We start from the raw sequence: 17,542 nt of genomic DNA, 5'->3' as shown, positions 1-17,542 counted from the left end.
TTTTTTATTTTAGCCATAAATACGATTTTTAATTGAAATTTTATTAAATCCATTCAAAAGTGACCTAAAATAGAGCAATAAAAATAGCTTTAGCGCTATTTTTTTTATATTTTGCGCTGTTGCGGCTAACAAACACTGCATTTGAACCTTAGCAAGCCCTCTAAATCTCGCATAACGATGTCCATGATGTTGTTTGGCGTCAGCAAAACTTCGCTCGACGGTCTCTTTTCGTCTCGCATAAACTTTTTTACCCCATTTACTTAGACGAATATTATTCGCTTTTTCTTTATCGGCTTCCCAGATATGGCGAGTAATGATTTTCAGACTATTTTTACTTTGTGTACACTGTGATAATAACGGACACTGCTTGCAAACACATGCTTTAGAATGATAATGACGGTAACCTTCACGACTTGTTGTTTTATAAATCAGTGATTGCCCATTGGGGCAGGTATAGGTATCGCGTTGACTATCATAAATAAACTGCCGTTTTCGTATGGCATTCGCGCCATGATTCGGCCTGCGATAACCGATTACGGGATATATCTGCTCAGCTAACAATAAATGGCAAATAGGGGCGGTAAAATACCCCGCATCAAGACCCACACCAACAGGCGCAAAGTTAAACCGAGTGACCTGCCGTTTGAGCCGAGCAAGATAAGGTTGAGAATCATGAACATTTCCCGCCGTAACATGCGTATCGGTAATTAGATTATGTTTACCATCAACCGTTCGGTGGTCAAGATAAAAGAACCCTTTAGGTTTGCCTTCCCGATGCATAAAACCGCTTTCTCGGTCGGTGGTGCTGATTTTAACGGCTTTATACCGTGTTTCCGTCCTTGGTGCTAAGGCTTTTTTCCATGTGTAGCCCGCTCTTCCTCAATTGCTTTATTTAACTCATTAATATATTGGCTCGGCTCAATAATACGCTTTTCATTACATGCTTTTCCCTTATTGGCACTGGCTTTAAGATGCGTGCTATCCGAATATAAGATACGGCCGCTAATTAAGCCTTTCGCGATAGCTTGCTCGACAATATTATCAAAAATCTGTTGATAAATGTCACTATCATTAAATCGACGTCGACGATTTTGGCTTAGGGTTGACGCGTCAATCACTTTTTCGGTTAATCCCATCCCCAAAAACCAACGATAAGCTAAGTTAACCTGTATTTCTTGCACCAATCGCCGCTCACTGGGAATGCCGAAAAGATAACCTAATAACATAATTTTGAATAATCTGACGGGATCTTCTGCCGGGCGTCCATTATCCTTACAATAAAGGGACGCCACTGCATCACGAATAAATTCGAAATCAATAATCTTAGCAATTTTACGGACAAGGTGGTTTTGAGGAACAAGGGCTTCGAGCGATATTTGTTCTATTTTTTCAGGGGTTGCTGGTGTCGGTTTTCTAAGCATCGGGACATACCTTTGATAGTTACACACCACACTATTAGATCAAAAAACTCGCTAAAAAGCGAGTTCTTTGTCAGCAATCTGATGGGGGGAATCCCCCATTTAATTTTCTTTAACTACTCATCATCTTGACCTATTGTATTAACAAATATCATATTGGTTGTTCCTACTTTGCCTAACGGTACGCCAGCAGTAATAATGACCTCATCGCCTATTGTAAGGTAGCCTTTTTTCATGCATTGCTTAATAGCATCTCTGATCATTAACTCAGTATTTTTGGCTTTTTCGTTGCCTTTAATTGGGATCACGCCCCAAACAAGTTGTAGTTGACGCAATGTCTTTTCATATGGAGACACGGCAAATATTGGCGTTGAAGGGCGATATTTTGAGACGATTTGTGCTGTAGTACCACTCTCCGTTACGGTAATAATACCTTTTGCATTGAGTTCATGGCTTACTTGCACCGAAGCATGACAAATCGCATTGGTGGTTACGGTTTTGTGATAACCATAACGAGAGAGACTGACTTCACTGTCTAAAGTGGGTTCAATACACTTTGCAATCGCGGTCATTGTTTGCACGGCTTCAAGAGGATAAGCCCCCGATGCCGTTTCTCCACTTAGCATTATGGCATCACTGCCATCTAAGATTGCGTTAGCAACATCACTAGCTTCTGCGCGGGTAGGTCTTGGGTTGATAGTCATACTTTCTAACATTTGCGTAGCAGTGATAACGGGCTTACCTGCTTGATTACAAAGTTTTATCATTTGTTTTTGTAGTAACGGAACCCTTTCAGCAGGAATTTCTACGCCTAAATCGCCCCTAGCAATCATAAATCCATCGGCGACATCAAGAATTTGTTGCATATTTTTGACACCTTCAGCATTTTCAATTTTAGCAATAATTTTGACCGTCGTTGAATGTTGCTGTAATAGTGCTTTGATTGCTTCTAGATCTTCGGCGCGTTGCACAAATGAGGCGGCAATAAAATCAATATCTTCTTTTAAGCCAAATAATATATCATCAACATCTTTGTTAGATAAAAATGGTAAACTAAGGTTTGCACCAGGAACTGCGACGCGTTTGTGATCACTCATTTCCCCGGTATTTTCGATAGTAGTAATAATATCAAGATCTTTAATGTCTATGACGGTTAGTCTCACCAACCCGTCAGAAAGTAAGATTTTATCGCCGATATTAACTTCTTGCGCTAGATATTTGTGATTAATTGACACAGCTGTTTCGTCGCCTTCAATCTCTCGCCCAGTTAAGGTGAACCGATTGCCTTGCAAGAGCGTTACTTTATTGGCAATAAATTTGCCTAACCGCATTTCAGGCCCTTTAGTATCGAGCATAATTGCGATATTAATATCTAATTTTGCTGCAATACTTTTTACCAATCGCATGTGTTTTTGGTGACTTGCTTGATTACCATGAGAAAAATTAAACCGAGCGACATCCATACCGTTTAACATTAATGATTCAATTACATGAGCTTCGATTGTTGACGGTCCCATGGTACAAACAATTTTAGTCTTTTTCATGATTTCCCCAGTGCGATATAAATATAATTTTATCTATCTAAACGAGTTAGTAAGTAAAATTAATATACCAAAATAAAGGTTATTAAATAATCATTATTCAATAATCGTAGAAAAAATGTGACCTAAGTCATTTATTATAGTTAGTTTCCTTTTTGATATTGATTGCATATTATTATTTTTTATGTGGTATGGGGGAGTATTAATTGATTCAATGGCATATTTTTTGCTTTCTTATTGAAGATCAAGCAAAATGGCAAGCATATTTTTTATCGAAAATGAATAGTAACACGTTAATTATAATATTTGAGGTAGCAATGACAAGTGAGTTAGAGGTAGCAACGCAAACGGAGAGCGAAACGACCAAAGCAACACCATATCAAAAGAAAACGTTATTTGCATCGACAGTCGGCTATGCTTTAGATGGTATGGATATTATGTTGCTGGGCTTTTGTATGCCAATGATTATGGTCTATTTTAGTTTAAATCCAACCGAAGCAGGCATATTAAATACCATAACACTATTAGGTGCGGTTTTTGGCGGGATTATTTTTGGTATCATGGCCGATAAATATGGCCGAGTTCGAGTCTTTTCATGGACGATTTTGATTTTCTCATTTTTTACCGGTTTGTGTGCGATTGCGCCAAATTATGAGACATTTGCACTATTTAGGTTCTTAAGCGGTTTAGGTTTAGGTGGTGAGTTTGGTATTGGAATGACATTAGTCTCAGAGAGCTGGCCGAAACATAAGCGTTCTAGAGCGACGTCTATTGTTGCTCTAGGTTTCCAAGTAGGTATTATTTTAGCGACGCTTACGGTTACATTTATTGGCGATTATTTGGGATGGAGATGGGCGTTTGCCGTAGGCGTTCTTCCTGCATTATTTGTCGCTTGGACACGTAAGGGATTAAAAGAACCCGAAATCTGGCAGACGCTAAAAGATAGTAATAAAAATACGATTTCAATAGGTAAGCTATTTAAAAATCCACGGACCATTTTTACTACAATTGGTTTAACCATCGCTTGTACTGTACAGAATTTTGGCTTCTATGGTTTGATGGTTTGGATGCCGACTATGATAGCTAATGAATTAAAATTGCCATTTAAAAACACAACATTTTGGACTATTTCAACCACCATCGGCATGGTAGCGGGTATTATTATTTTTGGTTGGTTATGTGATAAATTAGGTCGCCGTCCTTCTTATATTATTTTCTTATTAATTTCATCTGTTTCTATTTGGTTTTACTTTCAGCAGACAGACATGGTTGTACTGATTATTTTTGGTTCTGTTATTGGCTTTTTCGTTAATGGAATGATGGGGGGATATGGTGCGCTTCTTGCAGAACATTATCCAACCGATGCTCGCTCAAGTGCTGAAAATATTATCTTTAATGTCGGACGCGGGATCGCGGGAATTGCGCAAGTTTTAATTGGCTATTTGGCGACTAAATATTCAATTAGCTATGCTTTAGCATTACTCTCAGGAGCTTATTTACTCTCTGCATTTGCTTTCTTCTTCCTAATTCCAGAAACGAAAGGCAAAGCGTTAGAATAACAATAGCGTTACGCAATTATATCGCCCCATTTACGTGTAATTGAGGGCGATTTTTTATGCTGTATTACTCTATTTTTAGCTTTATCTATTAATTATAACAATTCATGGAATAGATTATTGGTAGTTGCCTTTTTTTATTATTACATTCATAGTAATAGCAATAATATTTAATAAATTTTGTAGATAATGTCATAAATTTTAGTAATTGATGTTCTTTAAAGAAAGAGATTTTAATCGGTATTTTAATTCGAGGAAATATTATGCAAAAACGTGAAAATGAAGTTACTATGCAAGGGAAACCTATCACTTTACTTGGTCATAAAGTTAATGTCGGCGACAGTGCTCATGATTTTAGTGTCGTTGATAAAGAGTTAAAGCCAGTAAAATTATCTGATTTTAATGGTAAAGTAAAAATCATTAATGCAGTACCATCAGTAGATACCTCGGTTTGTAATGCTCAAGTTCACCACTTCAATGTCGAAGCTGCTAAGCTTAACGATATCGCAATCCTTTCTATTAGTGTCGATCTACCTTTTGCGCTAAATCGTTATTGTGCAGCAGAGGGCATCGATAAAGTTAAGGTGACATCAGATTATAAAGATCTCGATTTTGGTTTAAAGTATGGTGTGGTTATAGAAGAGCTTCGCTTATTATCTCGCGCGGTTTTCGTCATAGATAAACATAATAAAGTCGTTTATGTTGAATATGTAAAAGAAGTTGCAACTGAACCCGATTATAATAAAGCACTCGCTGCCGCAAAAGCATGTAGTTGATTGTAAAATAGGGGATATTTTGTTATTAATCATAATGAAATATCCCTTATAAGGATTAGATTTAGTCGCTTTTTATGAGACTGTTCAATATTCCTGCTCACTATATTTCCCGCTAGATCTGAATGTAAAAGAGTAATTTTGTTATTTATACTATTATATAAGTCATTGCTCTGTTCACTTATCTTAGGATTTAATCATTAATTATTATTGAACTCATATTTATTACTCAGTAACATAGTTATTGCCTATTAATTCTAGATAAAATCATATTTGACCAGGTATAAATGAACGTTAATTACTCTAAAATCAAGCAATGGAGTATGATTTTGATACTCTATGGTATTATCACTGTACCGTTATATCTTAATCATGTGCCCGCGGCATTTTTGCTTGGCTCAATCTTGGCTGGAATTATTTTTGCTTTAAAAAATGCTAGTGTATTTGTACCAAAACCTATTTTCAATCTAGCACAAGGTATTTTAGGGTGTCTTATTGCCGAAGCTATCACCGCTAATGTTTTAAATGATCTGATCTCTTATTGGCAATTAGCGTTAATTATTACCGTTTCGACTATTTTCATTAGTATGATTCTAGGTGCTTTCCTAGTGCGTTTTTCTACTTTATCAGCGGCGACGGCTATTTGGGGTATTATGCCAGGCGGAGCCTCTGTGATGGTTGGTATTTGTGGCGATTATGGTGCCGATCCAAGGCTAGTTGCTTTAATCCAATACTGTAGAGTGATATTTGTCGTTACTATGCTAGCGATATTTTCACATTTTTTTATTTTGGAAATTAATACCAATGTAGAAAGCCAACCGCAGTGGTTAGCTGCACCAAGTTTCAATTTGTTCTATACATTAGCGATAGCTATGGTTGGAGTTTTCTTCACACGCTTAATAAAGTTTCCTTCAGGGCGAGTATTGTTACCAATGATAATTGGAGCTTGCTTGCAAATCAATGGATTTATACAGATTGAAACGCCGCCATGGTTATTAATGCTTTGCTTTAGTTCTATTGGTTTATCGGTTGGGTTGCGCTTTAACTTAGCTTTAATTAAAATTGCGATTCGCACTCTACCTATGATTTTATTAACCATTTTTTTTATGTTAATTTTTTGCTATATGCAGGCAATTTTATTAAATATTTATTTAGGTATTGACTACTTGACCTGTTTTTTAGCTACTAGCCCAGGAGGGCTAGAAACTTCAGTTATTCTTGCTTTAGACACCCATTCAGATTTAGCAATCATCTTGCCATTACAGATTTTACGTTTATTTAGCGTGTTGATATTTGGTCCCATAATCGCCAACTATATTGCAAAAAAACTATAACAGTAGTCATAGATGAAAAGGTATTTTAAACAATTTTTTATATCAGGATAAGATATATGATAAATCGTAGTTTGAATTTATTTATTTTTATATTTGTTATTTTTGTGGTTGGTATAGAGACTTATACTTATTGGTTTCAACAGCTTAGACCATGGCAGCCGATATCTGCAGTCGGTCGTCTTATTTTTTATTATAGTTTTTTTACTGTATTATCTAATATTATGTTTGGGATCAGTTGCCTAATGTTATTCTTAAAACCATCATGCTCAAATACGGTATTTAATGTGATTAGACTTAATGGATTAGTTGGCATTATTATAACGATGATTGTCTATAATGTGATGTTAAGAGGGATCCATCGTCCTCCAACCTTATTATTAGCGTTTGCCAATGAAAGTTTACATTTAGTGTTACCGATACTTGGGCTAATAACATGGTTTATCTATGGTCCTTTTGGCCGCATTAAACCGCGTATTATTTTTTATGCTTTTTTATCGTTATTAACTTATGGTATTTATATTTTTACTAGAGGTTACTACACGGGTCAATATCCTTATCCTTTTATTAATGTTAATCGAGTCGGTTATGAAAAAGCGCTGTATGCGACGGAAGGTGTGGCTATTTTATTTTTTTTGGTAGTGCTATTATTGATATTAGTTGAACGAATTCGTATTAAAATTGCTCACAAGTTTTAGTCTTAAGGAGATTGCTATGAAGTTATTTGTTTATGACCACTGTCCGTTTTGTGTGCGAGCAAGAATGATTTTTGGACTGAAAAATATTCCATTCGAGTTAATTGCATTGGCGAATGATGATGAAGAGACGCCAATTAAAATGGTAGGACAGAAAATGTTGCCTATCTTACAAAAAGATGATGGTAGCTATATGCCAGAAAGCTTAGATATCGTCCATTATGTTGATCAGAATTATGGTGAAAACGTAATTTTGAGTAGTAATAGATCAGAACACATTGCGGCTATTTTAAATGATTTACAACAACTCGATTATATATTGCTTTATCCCCGATTTATTCAATTAGGATTGCCAGAGTTTACTAACCAACCAGCTAAGGATTATTTTGAAAATAAAAAAAGCCAACGTTCGGGTTCATTTGCTGACTGCCTGAACAAAACAGCGTTGGTTAGTGAACAAGTTGAAGCTTTATTAACTCAGCTCGAGAAAGTATTAAAATCCGAACAAGCTTGTAATGATGAGCTATCGATTGATGATATTTGCTTATTTCCGATTTTACGCAATTTGACTTGTGTTAAAGGATTACGATTTCCAGCCAAAGTTAGGCTTTATATTGAAACAATGGCTAAGAAGAGTAAGATTAACCTCTATTTTGCTAACGCAATTTAAATATGAGCCTAAAATGGATTAAATGAATCCGATTAATAAATAAAAGTAATAATATTACTTTTATTTTTATATTTAATTATTATCCCAGATAAAGGTTGCGCCTTAAGTTGAATTTAAACTAGAAATACCGCATACTTATGCTCAATTTATTGTGATTTTTTTATTTAATCAGAGGTTATTTTATGTTTACAGGTAGTCTTGTTGCGTTAATTACTCCAATGGACGTTAAAGGGAATGTAGACCGAGTAAGCCTAAAAAAACTGGTTGAGTATCACATAGCGAGCGGAACATCAGCGATTGTTTCAGTTGGAACAACCGGCGAATCAGCGACGCTCGATCATAAAGAACACGTTGATGTCATTAAACAAACGATTGATTACGCTAGCGGGCGCATTAATGTTATTGCCGGAACAGGCGCTAACGCAACTACTGAGGCAATTTCATTAACCAAACAAGTTGAAAATATTGGGGTGGTGGGCTGCTTGACCGTGACACCTTATTATAATAAGCCGACTCAAGAGGGCTTATATCAGCATTTTAAGGCCATTGCGGATAATACCAAGTTGCCTCAAATTTTATATAATGTACCAGGCCGTACTGGTTGCGATTTGAGGCCAGAGACCGTTGCTCGACTTGCTAAGTTTAGCAATATTGTAGCCTTAAAAGACGCAACTGGTGATTTAACTCGAGTTTATAAAACGCGCAAATTGGTTGGCGATAAATTTAAATTATTAAGTGGTGATGACGGGACATTTTTTGAATTTATGTTGCTGGGTGGCGATGGCGTGATTTCGGTTACGGCAAATATCGCCGCTCGGGAAGTAGCCCGTATTTGTCAATTAATTATAAGCAAACGAGTCAAAGAAGCTCGAGAGATTAATGATACTTTAGATTTGCTTCATAGTAAGTTATTTCTTGAGCCAAACCCTATTCCCGTTAAGTGGGCGTGTGAGAAAATTGGCTTGATTCAAAACGCAACTATTCGCTTGCCGATGACGCCATTAAGTAATTCTGCTATCCCTGAAGTAGAAAAAGCGCTAAAATTAGCTAAATTGCTGTAAAATAAATGTTTAACTTAAATAGAAAGAGAATTATGTTTAAAAAGACTTTAATTATTGCCTCATTATTGTCACTATTTATTGCTGGTTGTAGTAATGATCAGCGCTATAAACGTGAAGCTGAGGGAAATGAAAACTATTTGCAGGCTCCACCATTAAAACCGTTGATTGTGCCTGATTCTATAAAATTACCGGCTGTTTCGAATGAGTACTATATTTTTAAAGCAGCTAAAGAAGGTGCAGTTGGAAGGAATTTGGATATTCGTCCTCCTCAACTAGCTTTACCTACCACAGTCGATAGTTATGCTTCTTATGATAAAGGCGTTGTTAAATTTGATGCTCCTGAATATGTTGGATTTTGGTCTAAATTGCCATCACTTTTAGCTCATAATAATATTATGACTGAATCAAGTAATGCAGATAGCATAAAAACCGGGGTGAGATCGGTTTATCGTGGTAATGAATCACAACCCGTAGAAGCGAGTTATTTATTACAGCGTAAGCTTATTGGTGATCGAGAATTCATTACAGTTAACTTGATATCATTAAAAAGTATGGGGCAAGATATTACCGATCCAATTGATGGGCAATATTATACCGTTGAGTTTTTTAATCTGTTGATGAATTCTGCACAGCCTCTAACGGAGGCTGCGTTGGAGAGTCAAGTAAGTGATGATAATAAGGAGCAGTAATGCTCCTTAATCATTTGGATCTTTATTAAAGTTTAATTAATAGGCCTAAAATGAAAAAAATTGCTGAGTTATATCGAGGAAAAGCAAAAACGGTTTATTCTACTGAAGATTCTAATTTTTTAATCCTTGAATTTAGAAATGATACCTCAGCCTTTGACGGGCAACGTATTGAGCAGCTTGAGCGTAAAGGTGCCGTAAATAATAAATTTAATTATTTTATTATGACAAAATTGAAAGATGCAGGCATCCCCACCCAAATTGAACGGCTGCTATCTGATAACGAGGTTTTAGTAAAGAAACTTGATATGATTCCTGTTGAATGTGTGGTTCGCAATCGAGCAGCAGGGTCATTGGTTAGGCGATTGGGGGTTGAAGAAGGATTAATTCTGATTCCTCCTACATTTGAATTGTTTTTAAAAAATGATTCATTACATGATCCAATGGTTAACGAATATCACTGTGAATCATTTGGCTGGGCAACGAACAAGCAGCTTAATCGTATGAAAGAGCTGAGTTTTAGTATCAATACTATCTTAACAAAGATGTTTGGTAATGCGGGCTTAATTCTGGTTGATTACAAGCTGGAGTTTGGTCTGTTTAATGGTGAAGTCGTGCTAGGTGATGAGTTTTCCCCAGATGGTTGTCGTTTATGGGAAAAACAAACATTGAAGAAAATGGATAAAGATAGATTTCGCCAAGGGTTAGGTGGCGTAATTGAAGCTTACGAAGACGTCGCCCACCGCATCGGAGTGCCATTATAATTCAATTATCAGTTGGTTAGTTAAGCTATTTTTATGTTATAGCGAGCTTGGACTTGTTATAATGTATATTATTTATGACTAATTAGTGGTAATAGGATCAAGAAGGATGATGGCACAGTTCGATGTTACTTTTTTTATTTTACTAGGTATTGCCGCGTTATGTTATTTAACACATAACAATACTGTAACTTTTGCGATACTATTATTACTCCTATTTAAGCTCACTCCTCTTGCAGCGTACTTCCCTTTTTTAAATCGTTATGGACTCACAATTGGTATTGTTGTTATTACTGCGGCGATGATGGTGCCACTTGTTAATGGTGCGATGGGGTATAAAGATATTTTACGCTCTTTTGCTACTTGGCAATCTGTACTGGCTATTGTCATAGGTATTTTTGTGTCGTGGTTAGGAACGCGCGGCGTTTCTTTGATGGGAGCGAACCCTACCATTATAAATAGTCTGATTATTGGAACATTAATCGGAGTGGCCTTTTTCAGGGGAATAGCGGTTGGCCCATTAATCGCTGCAGGTATGTTATCTTTAGTTATTGGTAAAGGTTAATAGCATTATTAATGAATAAACTTTTTCGTCATCTTATTATTTTGCAAGGAGAAAATACCGCTATCTCTAAGCAACTCGATTATGCTATTTGCAATCTTCCCGGAGACTGGTTAACGATCGCATATGAATCATTATTAACCACTAAACATAAAAATTGCTTTTTACCTAGCCAAGCTAAACTCCTGCTAGGGCGAGAGTTTAAACACGCAATTTTTGATGGCAGGTTTGGTTTTAATTTGGATGCTTTGGCTATTGTAAGCGGAACACTAATTGCGGAAAGTTTATTTATTTTAATCTTACCTAAAGATTTTACGCATTGGCAAGATCAGGATAGTTTGCGTTGGAGCGAATTGCCAGTACCTCTTAGTGTACCTAATTTTATTACTCATCTTAATACTGTTATTTTACAACAAAAAAAATATTATCCCGATCAGTTTAATCAACTGGCGATTAATGATAGTCAACTAGACGATCACCTTTCACGTATTATTGCAAAAGATCATTGGCATATCAATAATCACTTACAATTTGATAATCATATTGAACAGCAATCTTTACTCGTTAAACTTACGCAATTGCGTTCTAAAATTGTATTTATTACAGCTAAACGTGGTCGAGGGAAGTCGTCTTTAGCAGGAATGTTTGCCATGCATAATCACTGTTGGGTTACTGCGCCAAATAGAAATGCGGTAATGGCATTAATGCGCTTTGCACCTAAAGATACGCCGTATTTCTCCCCAGATGAGTTAATCATACAATTACCCACGTTACCCGATAAGCCAGACTGGTTGATTATTGATGAAGCGGCAATGATACCACTACCCGTTATTGCTACTTTAATTGATGGTTTCGAGCATATATTATTAACAAGTACACTTGATGGTTACGAAGGGACAGGGCAAGGTTTATTACTAAAACTACTTACTAAATACCAACAGCATCATCAAGTGGAGCTTTTATCATTAGTTACTCCAATACGTTGGTTAGAAAATGATCCGTTAGAGTTTTTTACTGATAATTTAATTTTAGCTAACTCTTCGATTATGAAAGGGGTAGGGCAGCAAATAGACAAGATAGCAGTACAAAAGATAAATCAATCAGAGTTGGTAGAAGATGAACTATTATTAGCTGAGTTTTTTGGTTTATTAAAGACCGCACATTATCGTACCTCATTAGTCGATTTGCGGCGTTTACTCGACGCAAATAATATTACCTTATATTGTGCTCGAACATTTAATTCTTCTATTGTTGGCGTTTTGGTTGCGATTAAAGAAGGGGGATTAGAAAAGGCTTTAATTGAAAATATCTTAAAAGGTTACCGTCGTCCAAAAGGAAATTTAGTCGCTCAATCATTGGTTGCTCATGCGGGTGAACGATTAGCCGCCGAGTTACACTCTATGCGTATTAATCGAATTGCGGTAAATCAATTATTACGTAAACAAGGAGTAGCTAAAGCATTACTATCTCATTTAATTGGTCAGGCAAAACTTATCGAATGCGATTTTATTTCAGTAAGTTTTGCCTATTCCCCTGAGATGTGTAAAATTTGGTCTAATTTGGGTTTTAATATTGTTCATGTAGGGACACATAAAGAAGCAAGTAGCGGTAGTTATGCGGTGATGGCAATTTATCCTATTAGCTCAGATGGCCTCAAGCTATGTTATATTATGCAAGCTAAATTAGCTCGGAATTGGTATTGGTTAAAAAATATTATCGATATTGATCTACCTATTATTGTTGATGATGACCAATCGCTCAATGATAGAGATAAGGACGAATTGTTTCTTTTTGCATCTACCTCCTATTCATATTCAGCAAGTTTCTCAGTACTATATAGGTTGGCTAATTGGGTTAGTGTAAGGCAGCCTTGGCTAATGATGCAGCTTCCTTTATTACTTGATTTAGTTAAGCAAGATTTTTGTGATAAATTAGTTATTAGCGATTATCAGCTATCGGGTAAAAGTGAATTACTAGTATTACTACGCAAAGAAGTTTTTGATTTTATGACAAAGCAAGAGAGTGTTAATGAATAAAAAAAGTAGTTTAGAATATTTTATACAAGGGTGGCATCTAATACAATTACCCGGAATTAGACGCTATGTAATTATGCCAATACTTGCTAATATTGTTATTATGTTGTTATTATTTTATTGGTTTTTTTCGGTTATTTCGTCCCTTATTGGTTTTGGTTTAGATTATGTACCTAGCTGGATGCAGTGGTTAAGCTATGTTGCAACATTCATTGTATTGGTAATATTTGGAATTTTGTTTTGTTACTTTTTTAGTACGATCACCAATATTATTGCCGCTCCATTTAATGGCTTACTTGCTGAACAAATTGAGGCTCATTTGACTGGATTACCAGCTACAAATGATTCAATTATAAGCTTTCTTAAAGATATGCCTCGTATTATGCTACGTGAGCTGAAAAAGCTTATGTATTATATTGTTTGGTGTATTCCACTGCTTTTAATGTCATTTATCCCCATTTTTGGCCAGCTTGTAACTCCTATTTTGTGGTTTATATTTACAGCTTGGATGATTAACATTCAATACGCCGATTATGCTTTTGATAACCATAAAGTAAGTTTTTATAAAATGCGTCAGCTACTACAACAAGATAAGATTGATAATACGTGCTTTGGTATACTGGTAAGCTTTTTTACCATGGTCCCGATTCTAAATCTAATCATTATGCCCGTGGCGGTATGTGGTTCAACCGCAATATGGGTTGACCGCTATCGTAACCAAATTTATCCCGCTAATGGCAAAGTAGATTTCTTTCGATAATATTCTACTAAGCTAGCGCTAATAATAAAAAACTCGCCAGTTTGAAGTGACCCCATAAAGTTGGACACTTTGGTTAAGTAGCTCGTAAGGTCTGGTTTCGGTATTCTACCGGAGTCAGGCCATTTAATTTAACTTTAATCCGTTTCGTGTTGTAGTATTCTATATATTCTTCTATTTTTTCAATCAATTCATCGGCATCTTTAAAATGTTGCCCATGATACATTTCTGATTTTAATAGTCCAAAAAAGTTTTCAGCAACAGCATTATCTAAGCAATTTCCTTTTCTCGACATACTTTGCTTTATACCATTATCAGCGAGTTGCTTCTGATAAATGGGATTTCTATATTGCCAGCCTTGGTCACTATGTAGTAAGAGCCTTTGTTTGTTTTTTAATCGTGACAGTCCTTTTTTAAGCATATCGGTGACTAAAGTCAACCGTGCATTTTTAGCTATACTATAAGCAATCACTTCTTGGTTGTATAAATCAATAATGGGCGATAGATAAATTTTCTGTTCACTTACTTTAAATTCTGTGACATCGGTTACCCATTTTTTATTCGGTTTTGAAACGTTAAATTTTCTTTTAAGATGATTGGGGGCTGCTTTACCTATCTCACCACGATAAGAGCGATACTTTTTGACCCTTACTGTCGATTTAAGATTAAGCTCTCCCATTAATCGCTGTACTGTTTTATGATTGAGCTGACTCCCTTCATTCATTAAAGCTAAATGAACACGGCGATAACCATAACGTCCTTTATGTTCATGGTAAATCGCTTCAATACGCTTTAATTCCTTCTCATAAGGAGATGGCTCTTTCAACCTGTTAACATGATAATAAAATACACTTTTTGCCAGCTGTGTTACTGACAGCAAATACTTTAAAGGATGTTGAGATTTAAGTGCTAAAACAACTAACGTTTTTTCTTTGTTTGTTGACGTTTTGTTTGTCTTAGCTCCTCCAACTTTTTTAGAACAGCGTTTTCCGCTTGTAAATAAGTTATCTCTTCTTTTAATTCTTCAACTGTTTTTTCATCATTACAATGAGTCGATGCAATACGTGATGGCTTCATGGATAGTCTTCCTCTAGATTGATGTGCAAGCCCGACGAATCCTTTTTCACGGTATCTATTAAGCCAAGCTGACAAAATCCCTGGCGAGACTAAATTAAGCATGGCACTCGTGTACCCGAGAGACCAGTCATTTGCCCACATTAACTCCAGCGCTTGTAATCTTGCTTGCGCATCACGTAAATGCGATGTTGGTTGAAAAGAGTCATTACTATGAATCGCGACCACTTGCCCCCAATACCTTATTTGGCTAGAACATATAGAATATTTTTTCGAAAGTATTTCCGATGATACTCCTGATAAGAATTCATTAGCAATGCTAATTTTTAAATTTCGACTGTATTTTGACATAAAAAGACCCCCAGTAATTGGTTGTCCAACTATTGGGGGTCACTTCAAAAAAGCGAGTTCTTTGTCAACAATCTGAAGCTTAATATAAAAATTAAGCTTATTTTTTTTGTTTATTTCCTTAACGCTTATCCTTATAACCGTTTTGCCTTGCGATAGTCTCTATTGTTGAGGTTAATTCATCTATCGTATGAATTCTAGCTCGAGCACAAAATTTCGCTTCATTACCGCATATTAAGCATTTTCGTGGTGGATAACCGAGTATATTTCGCGATATGCTGATGGAGTTTTGCGCTGAAATAACATCAATATCCCAAAGTCTGCCTAAAGGGTGTGAATCTTCAATATCCATGCAAGCCTGCTTTAGCTGCTGCTCTGTTTGGCTTAGTACAAAAAAACCTTCCGGGCCGCTAGCATCACTATTTTTTATCACGTTAAGGCAGGCAATTTTATTTTGCTGATAATAAGCCTCAATTTGTGTGCAAGCTTGTGCAAATAAAAATAGTGAGTAGGGGGTTAATTTTATTGGACCAGGAATGGTAATGGTGAGCGAGATTAAGGGTAGTGAATACCTATTGATTAAGCGTTGTTGTAAAGCAGCGCGCCGCTCTTTAGCTGCCAGTAGCTGAGCTAAAGTAATCGGGCGATTAATGGTAAAAGGCTGATAGCTCATATTTAATTATCTTGATCTAAATAAAATGATAGACGTTTATGGCTATCATTTTATTTTATGATTAAGTTATGCGTATTACGCTTTTACTTGCCTAACAACGTCAATCACCGAACCATCACGATAACGAACGACACCAACGATTTTATCGGTAAACTCAATGGCTGCTGGTTCGCCAGTTAACTCGGTTGCTCGACTATACAGTTCATTAATCGTCATCACCGGTAATCCCGCTGTTTTTAATCGCTGAGCAATTTCAGGCCTGGTTGGGTTTACTGCTATGCCATGATCGGTAACAAGCACGTCAACACTTTCTCCTGGCGTGATAATGGTTGTTACATTTTTAATCACCGTTGGAATGCGGCTACGGATTAGTGGCGCAACAATGATGGTTAAATTGGCTCCTGCCGCGGTATCGCAGTGTCCACCTGACGCACCGCGCATAACACCATCTGAGCCAGTTAGCACATTGACGTTAAAATCAAGGTCAATTTCAAGTGCGCTAAGAATGACAATATCAAGCTGGTCGCAACATGCCGCTTTTGATGCCGGATTGGCATAGACATTGGTTGAAATTTCAAGGTGATTTAGATTTTTAGCTAAAGATGCACCCGCTGCATTGTCAAAGCTTTGCGTATCAAGCAAAGTTTTAATTAAGCCTTTTTCATGCAGCTCAACAATACTTTGGGTAATACCGCCTAAGGCAAATTCTGCGGTAATGTTATTGGCTAGCATTTTATCTTCTAAAAAGCGCGTTGCCGCGGTTGATGAGGCGCCTGATCCGGTTTGCATTGAAAAGCCATCTTTAAAATAGCCTGAATGCTCAATGACTTTTGCTGCATATTTAGCAATCATTAATTCACGCGGATTGCTGGTAATACGCGCCGCGCCGACACTAATTTTAGTTGCATCACCTACTTCATCAACTTTGACGATATAATCGGCTTGGTCTTGACGAATGCTTGCTGGGGCATTTGGAAATGGCACGATCTCTTGCGTGAGGAGGATCACTTTTTTAGCATAATGCGCATCGACCATTGCATAGCCAAGCGATCCGCAGCGCGATGTGCCTGATACGCCATTAGCATTACCAAACTCATCACTGGTTGAAACCGCTAAAAAAGCGATATCAATGCTAATTTCACCGCTTTGGATTAATTTTACCCGTCCACCATGAGAATGGATATGTACTGGTTTTTCCATTAAGCCATTTGAAATCGCTTCGGCTAATTTACCACGCATTCCCGAAGTATAAATTTGCGTTATTACACCTGATTTAATATGGTCAATTAATGGCGTATTGCATGAAAGTAATGAGCTTGATGCTAAGGTCAGGTCTTTTATGCCTTGTTTAGCAATGATATCCATTACTAAATTAATGATTTTATCGCCTTCACGAAACGCATGATGGAAAGAGATGGTCATGCCATCAGTTAAGCCACATTTTGTTATCGCATCTTCAATTGATTGGCATAATTTACGCTCATGTTTTTGCTGAAGACTAGCTAAGTAAGGGGTGGTAGTATTGGCGCCAGTAAAAGGGGCTAAGCTTTTAAGCTGTGGATATTGCGCTGCCAATAGATCAATATTTTTAGTCATACGATTT

The 17,542-nt window shown here is 36.6% G+C and carries 17 protein-coding genes; 11 read left to right on the top strand and 6 right to left on the bottom strand.

The features are described 5' to 3' along the window. Positions 1-9: 9 nt before the first annotated feature. Both RHO12_04110 and pyk read right to left on the bottom strand, forming a co-directional pair. Positions 10-1,421 (bottom strand): IS1182 family transposase gene (locus RHO12_04110; GenBank protein WVD66967.1). Its coding sequence is split into 2 segments (ribosomal slippage): positions 10-848 and positions 848-1,421, totalling 1,413 coding nucleotides; the frame shifts between segments, so codons are not numbered across the junction. Positions 1,422-1,534: 113 nt separating this feature from the next. After that, entirely contained in the window at positions 1,535-2,962 is a 1,428-nt protein-coding gene (gene pyk / locus RHO12_04105; GenBank protein WVD66966.1) for a pyruvate kinase, read from the bottom strand. A gap of 203 nt (positions 2,963-3,165) precedes the next feature. On the opposite strand from pyk, the gene RHO12_04100 reads away from it, so the two are divergent. The 11 genes from RHO12_04100 (at position 3,166) to cysZ (ending at position 13,847) form a co-directional block, all read left to right on the top strand. Continuing rightward, entirely contained in the window at positions 3,166-4,518 is a 1,353-nt protein-coding gene (locus RHO12_04100; GenBank protein WVD66965.1) for an MFS transporter, read from the top strand. Between the two features lie 260 nt (positions 4,519-4,778). Beyond that, positions 4,779-5,291, top strand: a complete 513-nt coding sequence (gene tpx, locus RHO12_04095) for a thiol peroxidase (protein WVD66964.1) — start codon at positions 4,779-4,781, stop codon at positions 5,289-5,291. A 320-nt stretch (positions 5,292-5,611) separates the two neighbouring features. After that, entirely contained in the window at positions 5,612-6,622 is a 1,011-nt protein-coding gene (locus tag RHO12_04090; protein WVD66963.1) for an AbrB family transcriptional regulator, read from the top strand. Positions 6,623-6,678: 56 nt separating this feature from the next. Further along, positions 6,679-7,317 carry a Pr6Pr family membrane protein gene (locus RHO12_04085; GenBank protein WVD66962.1) on the top strand — a complete coding sequence of 213 codons (639 nt, stop codon included), beginning with the start codon at positions 6,679-6,681 and terminating at the stop codon, positions 7,315-7,317. Between the two features lie 16 nt (positions 7,318-7,333). Continuing rightward, a complete protein-coding gene (gene grxB / locus RHO12_04080) occupies positions 7,334-7,984 on the top strand; it encodes a glutaredoxin 2 (protein WVD66961.1) in 651 nt (216 codons plus the stop codon). A gap of 182 nt (positions 7,985-8,166) precedes the next feature. Continuing rightward, on the top strand, positions 8,167-9,045 hold the full coding sequence (dapA, locus tag RHO12_04075; protein ID WVD66960.1) for a 4-hydroxy-tetrahydrodipicolinate synthase: 879 nt from the start codon (positions 8,167-8,169) through the stop codon (positions 9,043-9,045). Between the two features lie 32 nt (positions 9,046-9,077). Further along, positions 9,078-9,734: an outer membrane protein assembly factor BamC gene (gene bamC / locus RHO12_04070; GenBank protein WVD66959.1), complete on the top strand. Its 657-nt coding sequence runs from the start codon at positions 9,078-9,080 to the stop codon at positions 9,732-9,734. Between the two features lie 50 nt (positions 9,735-9,784). Then, positions 9,785-10,495: a phosphoribosylaminoimidazolesuccinocarboxamide synthase gene (locus tag RHO12_04065; protein WVD66958.1), complete on the top strand. Its 711-nt coding sequence runs from the start codon at positions 9,785-9,787 to the stop codon at positions 10,493-10,495. 106 nt (positions 10,496-10,601) lie between these two features. Continuing rightward, positions 10,602-11,057, top strand: coding sequence for a DUF441 domain-containing protein (locus tag RHO12_04060; GenBank protein WVD66957.1), 456 nt, complete (start codon positions 10,602-10,604; stop codon positions 11,055-11,057). Between the two features lie 11 nt (positions 11,058-11,068). After that, positions 11,069-13,090: a GNAT family N-acetyltransferase gene (locus RHO12_04055; GenBank protein WVD66956.1), complete on the top strand. Its 2,022-nt coding sequence runs from the start codon at positions 11,069-11,071 to the stop codon at positions 13,088-13,090. Beyond that, the gene (gene cysZ / locus RHO12_04050; GenBank protein ID WVD66955.1) at positions 13,083-13,847 is read left to right on the top strand and encodes a sulfate transporter CysZ; all 765 of its coding nucleotides are present in this window, start codon (positions 13,083-13,085) and stop codon (positions 13,845-13,847) included. Before RHO12_04055 ends, cysZ begins: the two co-directional genes overlap by 8 nt. Before the next feature lie 73 nt (positions 13,848-13,920). Here cysZ and RHO12_04045 read toward each other — a convergent pair whose 3' ends face one another. The 4 genes from RHO12_04045 to citF all read right to left on the bottom strand — a co-directional run bounded on the left by RHO12_04045 (position 13,921) and on the right by citF (position 17,535). After that, positions 13,921-14,865 (bottom strand): IS3 family transposase, encoded by a 945-nt coding sequence (locus RHO12_04045; protein ID WVD67377.1) that lies wholly within the window; start codon positions 14,863-14,865, stop codon positions 13,921-13,923. After that, the gene (locus tag RHO12_04040; protein WVD66954.1) at positions 14,763-15,269 is read right to left on the bottom strand and encodes a helix-turn-helix domain-containing protein; all 507 of its coding nucleotides are present in this window, start codon (positions 15,267-15,269) and stop codon (positions 14,763-14,765) included. Before RHO12_04040 ends, RHO12_04045 begins: the two co-directional genes overlap by 103 nt. A 118-nt stretch (positions 15,270-15,387) precedes the next feature. Then, positions 15,388-15,939: a citrate lyase holo-[acyl-carrier protein] synthase gene (gene citX, locus RHO12_04035; GenBank protein WVD66953.1), complete on the bottom strand. Its 552-nt coding sequence runs from the start codon at positions 15,937-15,939 to the stop codon at positions 15,388-15,390. A gap of 75 nt (positions 15,940-16,014) precedes the next feature. Further along, complete coding sequence (citF, locus tag RHO12_04030; protein ID WVD66952.1) at positions 16,015-17,535, bottom strand: citrate lyase subunit alpha; 1,521 nt, start codon at positions 17,533-17,535, stop codon at positions 16,015-16,017. Positions 17,536-17,542: the final 7 nt, after the last annotated feature.

This window comes from Orbaceae bacterium lpD02 (assembly GCA_036251875.1).
GTDB classification, from domain to species: Bacteria; Pseudomonadota; Gammaproteobacteria; order Enterobacterales; family Orbaceae; genus Orbus; species Orbus sturtevantii.
This window is presented reverse-complemented; position numbering and strand designations above follow the sequence as displayed.

What these genes read in the sequence shown, in the direction of transcription:
- tpx (WVD66964.1), top strand. Translation starts at nt 4,779, where the DNA reads ATGCAAAAACGTGAAAATGAAGTTACTATGCAAGGGAAACCTATCACT.
- pyk (WVD66966.1), bottom strand. Translation starts at nt 2,962, where the DNA reads ATGAAAAAGACTAAAATTGTTTGTACCATGGGACCGTCAACAATCGAA.
- RHO12_04040 (WVD66954.1), bottom strand. Translation starts at nt 15,269, where the DNA reads ATGTCAAAATACAGTCGAAATTTAAAAATTAGCATTGCTAATGAATTC.
- cysZ (WVD66955.1), top strand. Translation starts at nt 13,083, where the DNA reads ATGAATAAAAAAAGTAGTTTAGAATATTTTATACAAGGGTGGCATCTA.
- citX (WVD66953.1), bottom strand. Translation starts at nt 15,939, where the DNA reads ATGAGCTATCAGCCTTTTACCATTAATCGCCCGATTACTTTAGCTCAG.
- dapA (WVD66960.1), top strand. Translation starts at nt 8,167, where the DNA reads ATGTTTACAGGTAGTCTTGTTGCGTTAATTACTCCAATGGACGTTAAA.
- RHO12_04055 (WVD66956.1), top strand. Translation starts at nt 11,069, where the DNA reads ATGAATAAACTTTTTCGTCATCTTATTATTTTGCAAGGAGAAAATACC.
- citF (WVD66952.1), bottom strand. Translation starts at nt 17,535, where the DNA reads ATGACTAAAAATATTGATCTATTGGCAGCGCAATATCCACAGCTTAAA.
- RHO12_04090 (WVD66963.1), top strand. Translation starts at nt 5,612, where the DNA reads ATGATTTTGATACTCTATGGTATTATCACTGTACCGTTATATCTTAAT.
- RHO12_04065 (WVD66958.1), top strand. Translation starts at nt 9,785, where the DNA reads ATGAAAAAAATTGCTGAGTTATATCGAGGAAAAGCAAAAACGGTTTAT.
- bamC (WVD66959.1), top strand. Translation starts at nt 9,078, where the DNA reads ATGTTTAAAAAGACTTTAATTATTGCCTCATTATTGTCACTATTTATT.
- RHO12_04060 (WVD66957.1), top strand. Translation starts at nt 10,602, where the DNA reads ATGATGGCACAGTTCGATGTTACTTTTTTTATTTTACTAGGTATTGCC.
- grxB (WVD66961.1), top strand. Translation starts at nt 7,334, where the DNA reads ATGAAGTTATTTGTTTATGACCACTGTCCGTTTTGTGTGCGAGCAAGA.
- RHO12_04085 (WVD66962.1), top strand. Translation starts at nt 6,679, where the DNA reads ATGATAAATCGTAGTTTGAATTTATTTATTTTTATATTTGTTATTTTT.